Below are 11,079 nucleotides of genomic sequence, written 5' to 3'. Positions count from 1 at the left end.
ACCGTTTCCAGAACCCGGACGATCATTCGATCGATTATTTCGATCAGGACGGAAAGAGCATTCGCCAGTTTCTGCTGCGCAATCCCGTGCCGAACGGTCGCCTGACCTCCGGTTTCGGCATGCGCCGCCACCCGATCCTCGGTTATTCGCGCATGCATACCGGCACGGACTGGGCGGCCTCGCGCGGCACGCCGATCATTGCGACCGGCGACGGCATCGTCGAAAAGGCCGGCTGGGCCTCCGGTTACGGCAACCAGACGATCATCCGTCACACCAATGGCTACGAGACCTCGTACAACCACCAGAGCGCCATCGCCAAGGGTGTGCGCGAAGGTGCGCGCATCCGCCAGGGCCAGGTGATCGGTTATGTCGGCTCGACGGGCTCTTCAACCGGCGCCCATCTGCATTACGAACTCATCGTCAACGGCACCAAGGTGGATGCGATGAAGGTGCGCCTGCCGGGTGGCAAGTCGCTCTCCGGCCAATCGCTCGCGCGTTTCATCGAAGAGCGCAAACGCATCGATGCCCTGCTGGACCCGAAAAACGCCGAACAGGTTGCCAGCCGCTGACGGAGATCAGGCAGAAACCCGCAGCGTCCCGGCCTCCGCATCCAGAGTGGCCATCGTGCCGAGTAGTACGCTGAGCGGCCGTTTGCCATGGCCAAAGGGAAGTCCGCCGAGGATCGGTATGCCGAGCGGGCGCAGATAGTCACCAACCAGTTTTACGATTTTGGCCGCCTTCTCCGGCGACTTCAGCGTGAACTGCCCGACAGCAACGCCGGCAATCCCGTCGAGGTGTCCGCCTTTCGTCAGAAGCGTCAGTGTCCGGTCGGTCAGACCCGGCATGCAATCCACCGCCTCGAGGAGAAGGATCGCCCCTTCCAGTGGCGGCAGGGCCCAGCCGGCCATGGTGGCCAGCGTTTCCATATTGCCGCCGATCAGTGGTCCGGTGGCCTGTCCGCTTGTCGTCAGGCCATGGGTGGCTTCCGCCTCCCGGGCTTCGTAGGTGATCTCCTCCGAGCCGAACAGGATCTGCCGGAGAACGGCCGAATTGTCCGGTTCGTCCTGCCCTTCCCCATCGCCGTAGAGGGCACCGTGAATGCCGCAAAGACCAAGACGGTCCAGCAGCGACATGTGCAGGGCGGTGATGTCGCTGAAGCCGATCAGCGGTTTCGGGTCGCGGCGAATGGCATCAAAATCGAGACGATCGGCGATGCGGTAGGAGCCTCTGCCGCCACGGGTGGCAAAGATGGCGCGGATTTCGGGATCGCGGAACGCCTGGTTCAGATCGTCGAGACGCTGGTCGTCCGTGCCGGCATACCATCCGTGCTCGGCAAAGGCGTGCGGGCCGAAATCGACCCGCAAACCCCAAGCCTCCAGCACCGCGGCCCGCGCGAGGCAGGCCTCGCGATCCGGCGTGCTGGCGGGAGACACGAACCGCACGCGGTCTCCGGGCGTAAGTCTTGCAAAGGCAAGAACAGGTGCGCGGTTCGCCATGATAATCTCCGGCATGACAATCTCCGGAAGGAAAAAGGGCCACCCGCGCGGGGTGGCCCTCCAATCATAGGGTTCAGGCGGCTTCCGCCACGTCCTTCTTCACGTAGAAGAGCAGGCGGTCGGAGCCGGCTGAGACCTTGACGGTGGAACCATCCGGCACCTGCCCGCCGAGGATCTGTTCGGCCAGCGGGTCCTGGACGAACTTCTGGATCACCCGCTTCAGCGGACGGGCGCCATAGACCGGATCGTAGCCCTTGTTGGCCAGCCACTCGCGGGCATCCTCGCCGAGTTCGATGGTGATCTTGCGATCCAGGAGAAGCTGCAGCAGCCGCTTCATCTGGATATCGACGATCGCGCCCATCTCGCTGCGGGCCAGGCGATGGAAAAGGATGATCTCGTCTACGCGGTTGAGGAATTCCGGCCGGAACGACGCCTTCACCACGTCCATCACCTGGTCGCGGACGCTGTCGACATCCTGCCCTTCGGCAAGATTGGTCAGGTATTCCGCCCCGAGATTCGAGGTCATGATGATGATCGTGTTCTTGAAGTCGACCGTGCGGCCTTGGCCGTCCGTCAAGCGGCCGTCATCCAGCACCTGCAGCAGCACGTTGAACACGTCCGGATGCGCCTTTTCGATCTCGTCGAACAGCACGACCTGGTAGGGCTTGCGACGGATGGCTTCCGTCAGTGCGCCCCCTTCGTCGTAACCGACATAACCGGGAGGTGCCCCGATCAACCGGGCGACCGAATGTTTCTCCATGTATTCCGACATGTCGATGCGCACCATCGCCGTCTCGTCATCGAAGAGGAAACGGGCGAGCGATTTGGTCAGTTCCGTCTTGCCGACACCGGTCGGACCGAGGAAGATGAACGAGCCTATCGGCCGGTTCGGATCCTGCAGCCCGGCACGCGAACGGCGCACGGCGCGCGACACGGCCTGCACCGCGTCACCCTGCCCGACGACGGATTTTGCCAGTTCGTCTTCCATGCGCAACAGCTTGTCACGCTCGCCTTCCAGCATCTTGTCGACCGGAATGCCGGTCCAGCGGGAGACGACATGGGCGATCGCATCCGGGTTGACGACTTCTTGAACCATGGAGGAGGAGGCGGAATCCCGCTCTTCGGCCTCCTTCAGCGCCTTTTCCAGATTCGGAATGACGCCGTAGGTCAGCTCGCCGGCGCGCTGGTATTCCCCCTTGCGCTGGGCAATCGCCAGATCGTTGCGGGCTTCATCCAGCTGGCGCTTCAGGTCAGCCGCCAGACCAAGTTTCTGTTTTTCCGCCTGCCAGCGGGCCGTCAGCGCATCGGCCTGTTCTTCCAGCGAGGCAAGCTCGCCTTCCAACCGGGCTAGACGGTCGGCAGAGGCCGTGTCGGTTTCCTTCTTCAGGGCTTCGCGCTCGATCTTCAGCTGGATGATACGACGATCGAGTTCATCGAGCTCTTCGGGCTTGGAATCCACCTGCATGCGAAGCCGGGAAGCCGCCTCGTCCATCAGGTCGATCGCCTTGTCCGGCAGGAAGCGGTCGGTGATGTAGCGGTTCGAGAGCGTTGCCGCCGCCACCAGCGCCGAGTCGGAGATCCGCACCTTGTGGTGCTGTTCGTATTTCTCCTTCAGGCCGCGCAGGATGGAGATCGTGTCCTCCACCGTCGGCTCGTCCACCATCACCGGCTGGAAACGGCGGGCGAGCGCCGGATCCTTTTCCACATGCTTGCGGTATTCATCGAGCGTCGTGGCGCCAACGCAGTGCAACTCGCCGCGGGCAAGCGCCGGTTTCAGAAGGTTGGAGGCATCCATCGCGCCATCGGCCTTGCCGGCGCCGACCAGCGTGTGCATCTCGTCGATGAACAGGATGATCTCGCCGTTTTCCGACTGCACCTCGTTGAGCACGCTTTTCAGCCGCTCCTCGAATTCGCCGCGATATTTCGCACCGGCAATCAGGGCGCCCATGTCGAGCGCCATCAGCTTCTTGTCCTTGAGGCTTTCCGGCACGTCGCCATTGACGATGCGCAGCGCGAGCCCCTCGGCGATCGCCGTCTTGCCGACGCCGGGTTCACCGATCAGGACCGGATTGTTCTTCGTGCGGCGCGACAGCACCTGGATCGTGCGGCGGATCTCGTCATCACGACCGATGACCGGATCGAGCCGGCCTTCGCGGGCTTCCGCTGTCAGGTCGCGGGCGAACTTCTTCAGCGCGTCAAAACCCTGCTCGGCATTGGCGCTATCGGCCGTGCGGCCCTTGCGGATGTCGTTGATCACCTGGTTCAGGCCCTGGGCGGAAACGCCGGCCTTCTTCAGGCTGGCCGCCGTCGAGGCGGAGCTTTCGATGGCCAGCGCCAGCAGCAGGCGTTCGACGGTGACGAAACTGTCGCCGGCCTTCTTGGCCGCCTCTTCCGCCGTGGAGAAAACCTTGGCAAGCGGCTGCGCCAGATAGACCTGGCCATTGCCGCCGGACACTTTCGGCAGCTTGGCAAGCGCGGCATCATTGGCAAGCCGGGCTTCCTTGGCATTGCCGCCAGCCCGTTCGATGAGCGAGGACGCCATGCCCTGATCGTCGTCCAGCAGCACCTTCAGCACATGTTCGGGCGAAAACTGCTGATGCCCTTCGGACAGCGCATAGGTCTGGGCCGATTGCAGGAAACCGCGAACCCGCTCGGAATATTTCTCGATGTTCATGTGAACCTCCTTGGATCGCCCTGCCCTTATAAGGCACAGGCCGACAATTGAGATTGAGCTCCCTCAAAAGGCGAGCCCCGCATCTTCCGTCGCAGATCCTCATCGGAACCTTGGCGGAAGAAGCATTCTGAGCGTGATATGGGAGGCTGAACTTTCCGTTTAAAGATGGAAAAAACAAAAACCCCGGCGATGGCGCCAGGGTCTTGCAGTTCGTCAAATTTTGCAATCGGCAAGGCTTATTCGCCGGGAACGGCTTCGGCCATGGCCGGAGCCTCGTCACCGGAGGATTCGCCGCCTTCACCACCTTCGGCGGTGCGACGCGGGCGGCGCGGCCGGTTGGCTGCGGTGCGGCGACGCGGCTGGCGCTCGCGCGGTGCAGCAGCCGTTCCTTCTTCCTCGATCGCCACCTCGGCGGGCGTGCCTTCGATCACCGGCTGCGGACCACTGCCGTCAATGGCAGGCGCGGCTTCGGCGACCACCGGCTGCGGACGGGGTTCGCGAGGCTCGCGTGGTTCACGGGGCTCGGAGCGGCGCGGCGCCTGCTGTACAGGCTGCGGCTGGGGTTGGGGCTGCTGCGAGACGTTGACGTTATCGTCCATCTCGTTGCCATCCATGTCGTCGCCATCGCGCTCATTGCCGTCATTGCGCTCGTCGCGCTGATAACGCTCCTGCATCTGGGCCTGTGCGGCGGCGATGATGCGGTTATAATGTTCCGCATGCTGCAGATAGTTTTCCGCCATCACGCGATCGCCGGCACTCTGGGCATCGCGGGCCAAAGTCGCGTATTTTTCGGCAATGTGCTGAGCCGTACCGCGGATTTTGATGTCGGGGCCGGAACTGTCGTAGGTCCGGGTCAACGGGTTGGAACCCTTTCGGTTGAAATTGTTACCGCCACCATTGTTGTTATTGTTGTTATTGCCGCGCCCCCGACCACGCTTGTTCTGCTGTCCTGGCCTCATCGATTTTTCACCTGAATTCTCTGTGCTTTGCTGATTAAGGGCCACGCGGCCATGCGGCTTTTCAAGCCGAAACAAGGCTTCACGTGCCGCGGACAGGTGCGATCCATCCATCCTGCCGCTAGTGGAAGTCAGTTTATGTGATACACGCACTAGGTAATGTTCAACCCTGGAAGCTCCCCGAAGGAAAGCTGCTGTCCGGTTGACCTTAACCTGAACGAATCTCCGTTCATTCCCAGCCGCCCAGTGCGTGCCTGCAACCTATCCCGCTTCATTTGGAAATCCAAGCCTTTTCTTTCGCTTGTGCAAAAGGAGGTAAAGCCAGGGCGGGACTATGCTTTCTGCCGTGCGAAGATCAGCGCACGGTCATTGCCTCCATAGTCGGTTACCGATTCAATCAAAGTATAACCTTGCGTCAGGAAGAGATCCGTAACCGCCTGTTTCTGATCGTAACCGATCTCCAGACCGATCACGCCATCATCTGACAGGAAAGCCGCAGCACCATTCGCAATCGCGCGATAGGCATCAAGACCATCGGTGCCCCCATCAAGAGCAAGGTCGGGATCGAAGATCCGCACGTCCGGCTCCAGTTCGGCGATGATGTCTGTTTTGATATAAGGCGGATTTGACACGATTATGTCAAAGCGGCCCTCGATCTTCGCGAACCAGTCCGTCTGCACGGCAGAAAATCGTTCGCTTATGTGATTGATCTGTGCATTGAGGCGGGCGGTTTCAAGGGCCCCGGCGGAGATATCCGCCGCCACACCGGAAAAGCCGGGCAATTCGCTGAGCAGCGCCAGAAGAATGGCGCCCGTCCCCGTGCCGAGATCAAGAATGCGGCCCGGTCGCGATCCGAACAGCTGCCTAGCATGCTGCAAAACCGCATCCACCAGGACTTCGGTATCAGGCCTTGGCTCCAGCGTCTCGGGCGAGAGCATAAACCGTAGGCCATAAAACTCCCGAAAACCGACGATGCGGTGCACCGGCTCGCGCGCAATCCGCCGTTCCGCAGCACCGTCGATCCGCTCAATCTCCCGGACGGACAAAACCCGCTCGCCGTTCAGCACCATATCGGTCGACGACAGGTCCAGAAGCCCGGCAACGAGAACCCGTGCATCGGTCGCCGCATCCGGCAGACCGGCATCCGCAAATCTCTTGCGGGTTTCTGCCAGCACTGCCGAAAGGGTCTGTGTCGTCACGGCTGTTCGCCCAGCTGCGCCAGCTGCCCGGCCTGGTAATCGGCAATCAGCGCATCGACCAGTTCATCGATTTCGCCTTCCACCATGCGGTCGAGCTTGTAGAGCGTCAGGTTGATGCGGTGATCGGTAACGCGTCCCTGCGGAAAATTATAGGTGCGGATGCGCTCCGAACGGTCGCCCGATCCCACCTGGCTGCGCCGGTCGGCAGACCGTTCGCTGTCGGCCTTCTGCCGTTCGATGTCATAGAGGCGCGAGCGCAGAACCTGCATCGCCTTGGCGCGGTTCTGGTGCTGCGATTTTTCCGAACTCGTCACGATGAGGCCCGTCGGCAGGTGGGTGATGCGCACCGCCGAATCGGTCGTGTTGACGTGCTGGCCGCCGGCACCCGAGGAGCGCATGGTATCGATGCGGATGTCCTCCGGACGGATCTCGATATCGATGTCTTCCGCCTCCGGCAGAACGGCAACGGTGGCCGCAGACGTGTGGATACGCCCGCTCGCCTCGGTTTCCGGCACGCGCTGCACCCGGTGCACGCCCGATTCGAACTTCAACTTGGCAAAGGCGCCGCGTCCGCTGATCGTCGCGATGATTTCCTTGTAGCCGCCGGCCTCGCCCTCGGACGCCGAGAGCACCTCGACCTTCCAGCCCTTGGTGGAGGCAAAACGCTCGTACATACGGAAGAGATCGCCCGCAAACAGCGCCGCCTCATTGCCGCCGGTACCGGCGCGGATTTCGAGGATGGCGTTCTTCTCATCCGCCGCATCCTTGGGAAGCAGCAGGATCTGCATGTCCTTTTCCAGCGCCTCGACCCGTTCCTGCGCATCCGGCAGTTCCAGTTCGGCAAGCTCCCGCATCTCGCGGTCGGTCCCCTTGTCGCCGAGAAGCGCCCTCAGATCCGAAACTTCGGCCGTTGCCTTTTCGTATTCGCGGATCTTGCCGACGAGCGGCTGCAGTTCGGAATATTCGGAGGCAAGCTTCACATAGACATCCGCCGCCGGACCTTCGGACATGCGTGCCTCGATCTCGCCAAAACGGCGCTCCAGTTCACGCATTTTTTCGACAGGAAGCTTCGCCACCCTACAGGACTCCGATTTTTCTTGTTCTTCTAGACGGGTATATTGTTGGCCTGAGCGAAGGCGACAAGCAGGTCGCGCACGGAGGCAATGGATGTGTGGTCGTCGAGCGCGCGGTTGAGGTCTTCCGCCAGAAGCCCCACATCAAGCCCGAGCAGCATCGCCTTCACCGGCCCGATCGAGGTCGGCGTCATGGAGACGGAGCGGAAACCGAGACCGATCAGCGCCATGGCCGACAAGGGCTTGCTTGCCATCTCGCCGCACAGCGTCAGCGGCGTCTTGTTGCGCTCCGCAGCCCGCACGATGTCGCGCAGAATTCTGAGGAAGGGTTTGCCCAGAATGTCGAACCGGTCGGAGACGCGGGCATTGCCGCGATCGGCTGCCATCATGAACTGGAAGAGATCGTTCGAGCCGACGGAGACGAAATCCACCTCCTGCATCAGCTCGTCCAGCTGCCACATCAGCGCCGGCACTTCCAGCATGGCGCCAAACTGCAGCTTGCGTGGCAGCGAATGGCCGAATTTCGAGAGGTGCTGCACTTCCTTCTGCATCAGCTCGCGCACCGCCCGGATTTCGGAGACTTCCGTCACCATCGGCAGCATCATCTTGAGTTCCGTGCCGGCCGATGCCCGCAGCAGGGCGCGCAACTGGGTGCGCAAAAGGCCCGGCCGGTCCAGCGACAGGCGGATCGCCCGCCAGCCAAGCGCCGGGTTTTCCTCTTCCTGGCTGCGGAAATAGGAGACCACCTTGTCGCCGCCGATGTCGAGCGTGCGGAAGGTGACCGGATGGCCGGCCGTCTGGCGCAGCACGTTGCGATAAAAGGCTTCCTGCTCCTCCAGCTTCGGCATCTTGGAGGCAATCATGAACTGCAGTTCGGTGCGGAACAGGCCGATCCCGTCCGCGCCCGATTCCGCCAGCTGCGGCAGATCGACCATCAGGCCGGCATTCATCAGCAGACTCACCCGCTGGCCGTCCTTCGTGACCGGATCGACATCGCGCAGCGCCCGGAACTGTTCCTGCCGCTTGGCTCTGAGGCGAACCTTCTCCTCATAGGCCTTCACGAGATCCGCGACCGGGCGCAGATGAACCTGCCCATCGTCACCGTCGATAATGGCGGCATCGCCGTTTTCGGCAAGCGCCACGACACCTGTTGCCTGGCCGAGCACCGGAATGCCCATGGCACGCGCAACGATGACAACGTGACTGGTGACCGCACCGTCTTCCAGCACGAGGCCGCGCAGGTTGGCGCGCGGATAATCAAGAAGCTCTGCCGCACCCATGGCGCGCGCAAAGATGATCGCATCCGTCGGAAAACCTTCGTCGAAGGCCCGGCCGGAAAAGCCGGTCAGCTGGCGCAGCAGGCGGTTGGCCAGATCGTCGAAATCATGCATGCGCTCGCGCAAGTAAGGATCGGTCAGGCGCATCATGCGCGCCTTCGTGTCGCTCTGCACCTTTTCGACCGCCGCTTCCGCCGTCAGACCGTTGCGGATCGCCTCTTCCATGCGCCGCACCCAGCCCTGGTCATGGGCAAACATGCGGTAGGTCTCGAGAACCTCGCGGTGTTCGCCCTCCTGGGCCACTTCGCGGCGCGACAACATGTCGTCAATCGACAGCCGGAGCGAGCCGATCGCATCGGCCAGACGGTGGATTTCCCGGTCGGCATCGTCGTTGAGGAGATTGGTCACGACGACGCGCGGTTCGTGCAGTACTACATGCCCGAGACCGATGCCTTCGTTATACCCGTCTCCCTCGATGGTGATCGCCCGGGTCAGGTCCAGCTCCAGGCCAGGCTGGGTAATCTTCTTCAGTTCTCCGGTGGCAATCATCTCGGCGATCAGCATGGCAGTCGTTTCCATCGCCTCTACCTCGTCTTCGCGGTAGTTGCGCTGTGCCTTGTTCTGAACGACGAGAACGCCCAAAGTGCGACCGGCTCTGAGGATCGGCACACCGAGGAAGGAATGGTAGATTTCTTCGCCGGTCTCCGGCAGATAACGGAAGGCCGGGTGCGACTGGGCATCGGAGAGATTGAGCGGCTGCGCCGAGGCGGCGATCGTGCCGACGAGACCCTGGCCCATTTTCAGCTGGGCGAGGTGAACGGCATCCTTGTTGAGACCTTCGGTGGCATAAAGTTCCAGCACGCCGTCGGACCGCAGGACGTAGACCGAGCACACCTCGGCCACCATGTTGCTGGCAATCTGGCTGACGATCCGGTCGAGCCGGTCTTGCGGCTCCAGCGGCTCCGCCATCAGTTCCCGAAGCCGCCTTAGCAGGACGCGCGGGCCAGCCGACAGGTCTCTCATCGGCATATCCACTCCCGAATCTCAGTTACCACATCCGGAAGATGATGCGCCGCCCGTTCAGGCGACGCAACTGCGCCGGTACGATATCAACTCTTATCGAGACCGTAAGCGGAATGCAAAGTGCGAACAGCAAGTTCGGAATAGGCACCGTCGATCAGGATCGAGATCTTGATCTCGGAGGTGGTGATCGCCCGGATGTTGATTCCCTTCTCGGCCAGTGCCTTGAAGGCGGTGGCGGCAACACCGGCGTGGGAGCGCATGCCGATGCCGACGACCGAGACCTTGCACAGGCCAGTTTCGTTCTGCACGACGTCAAAGCCGATCTTCGCCTTGTTCTCATCGAGAACCTTCATGGCCTTTTCGACATCGCCGAACGGCACGGTAAAGGTCATGTCGGTCTTCGAACCGTCCTCGGAAATGTTCTGCACGATCATGTCGACATTGATGTGCGATTCCGCCAGCGGGCCGAAGATGGCCGCCGAGACGCCCGGCCGGTCGGCAACGCGACGCAACGAAATCTGCGCTTCATCCTTGGCATAGGCGATGCCGGTAACGACTTCCTGTTCCACGATCTCTTCCTCGTCGCAAATCAAAGTACCGGGCGGGTTGATGAGGTCGCCCATGCCCGGTGCATCGGGATCCTCGAAACTGGACCGAACGAAGGTGCGCACCTTGTGCACCATGGCGAGTTCGACAGAGCGAACCTGCAGCACCTTGGCGCCGAGGGACGCCATTTCCAGCATTTCCTCGAACGAAATCTTCTTCATCCGGCGTGCCTTCGGCACGATGCGCGGGTCGGTGGTGTAGACGCCGTCGACATCCGTGTAGATGTCGCACCGGTCCGCCTTGACCGCGGCCGCGATGGCGACCGCCGAGGTATCCGAACCGCCGCGGCCGAGCGTGGCGATGCGGTTGTCCGGACCAAGGCCCTGGAAACCGGCCACGACCGCGACCTGGCCTTCGCCCATGCGGCGGATGATGTCGGATCCGTCGATGTCGAGAATGCGTGCAGCACCATGTGCATTGTCGGTGCGGATCGGGATCTGCCACCCCTGCCAGGAGCGAGCGTTGATGCCCATCGACTGCAAGGCAATGGCCAGGAGACCCGAGGTCACCTGTTCACCGGAAGCGACGACGGCATCATATTCGCGTGCGTCGTAGAAGGGGGAGTTGGCGCCGGTCACCTTCGGGGTATCCTGCACCCAGCCGACGAGTTCATTCGTCTTGCCGGACATGGCCGAGACGACGACGGCCACTTCGTGACCGGCATCGACCTCACGTTTCACATGGCGCGCCACATTATGAATGCGTTCGAGATTGGCGACCGACGTGCCGCCGAACTTCATGACAATGCGTGCCATAACCGACCAAAACCACCTTT

General features: G+C 62.0%; 8 protein-coding genes (1 of these 8 running past the window's edge). 1 reads left to right on the top strand and 7 read right to left on the bottom strand.

The window, feature by feature from the left end:
- A protein-coding gene (locus tag OU993_RS10110; RefSeq protein WP_268156713.1) for a M23 family metallopeptidase crosses the window boundary here: on the top strand, nucleotides 1-569 show its 3' portion. 1,369 nt of this gene lie to the left of the window's left edge; only the last 569 of its 1,938 coding nucleotides appear in the window; its start codon lies beyond the left edge, outside the window; it ends in the stop codon at nucleotides 567-569.
- Between the two features lie 6 nt (nucleotides 570-575).
- Here the strand turns inward: OU993_RS10110 and OU993_RS10105 are convergent, their stop codons facing one another.
- The 7 genes from OU993_RS10105 to OU993_RS10075 all read right to left on the bottom strand — a co-directional run bounded on the left by OU993_RS10105 (nucleotide 576) and on the right by OU993_RS10075 (nucleotide 11,059).
- Nucleotides 576-1,511 carry a S66 peptidase family protein gene (locus OU993_RS10105; protein WP_268156711.1) on the bottom strand — a complete coding sequence of 312 codons (936 nt, stop codon included), beginning with the start codon at nucleotides 1,509-1,511 and terminating at the stop codon, nucleotides 576-578.
- A gap of 58 nt (nucleotides 1,512-1,569) precedes the next feature.
- Nucleotides 1,570-4,170 carry an ATP-dependent chaperone ClpB gene (gene clpB / locus OU993_RS10100; protein WP_268156709.1) on the bottom strand — a complete coding sequence of 867 codons (2,601 nt, stop codon included), beginning with the start codon at nucleotides 4,168-4,170 and terminating at the stop codon, nucleotides 1,570-1,572.
- A 236-nt stretch (nucleotides 4,171-4,406) separates the two neighbouring features.
- Nucleotides 4,407-5,129: a DUF4167 domain-containing protein gene (locus tag OU993_RS10095; protein ID WP_268156707.1), complete on the bottom strand. Its 723-nt coding sequence runs from the start codon at nucleotides 5,127-5,129 to the stop codon at nucleotides 4,407-4,409.
- Nucleotides 5,130-5,458: 329 nt separating this feature from the next.
- Entirely contained in the window at nucleotides 5,459-6,325 is an 867-nt protein-coding gene (gene prmC / locus OU993_RS10090; RefSeq protein WP_268156705.1) for a peptide chain release factor N(5)-glutamine methyltransferase, read from the bottom strand.
- Nucleotides 6,322-7,401, bottom strand: coding sequence for a peptide chain release factor 1 (gene prfA, locus OU993_RS10085; protein ID WP_268156703.1), 1,080 nt, complete (start codon nucleotides 7,399-7,401; stop codon nucleotides 6,322-6,324). The genes prmC and prfA overlap by 4 nt, the downstream gene beginning before the upstream one ends.
- 29 nt (nucleotides 7,402-7,430) lie before the next feature.
- On the bottom strand, nucleotides 7,431-9,698 hold the full coding sequence (gene ptsP, locus OU993_RS10080) for a phosphoenolpyruvate--protein phosphotransferase (RefSeq protein WP_268157647.1): 2,268 nt from the start codon (nucleotides 9,696-9,698) through the stop codon (nucleotides 7,431-7,433).
- Nucleotides 9,699-9,784: 86 nt separating this feature from the next.
- Nucleotides 9,785-11,059 (bottom strand): aspartate kinase, encoded by a 1,275-nt coding sequence (locus OU993_RS10075; RefSeq protein WP_268156701.1) that lies wholly within the window; start codon nucleotides 11,057-11,059, stop codon nucleotides 9,785-9,787.
- Between the last annotated feature and the right edge of the window lie 20 nt (nucleotides 11,060-11,079).

The organism is Rhizobium sp. SL86 (genome assembly GCF_026672545.1).
Classification (GTDB): Bacteria; Pseudomonadota; Alphaproteobacteria; order Rhizobiales; family Rhizobiaceae; genus Neorhizobium.
Note: the sequence above shows the minus strand (reverse complement) of the source record. Positions and strands in the feature narration are given on the sequence as shown.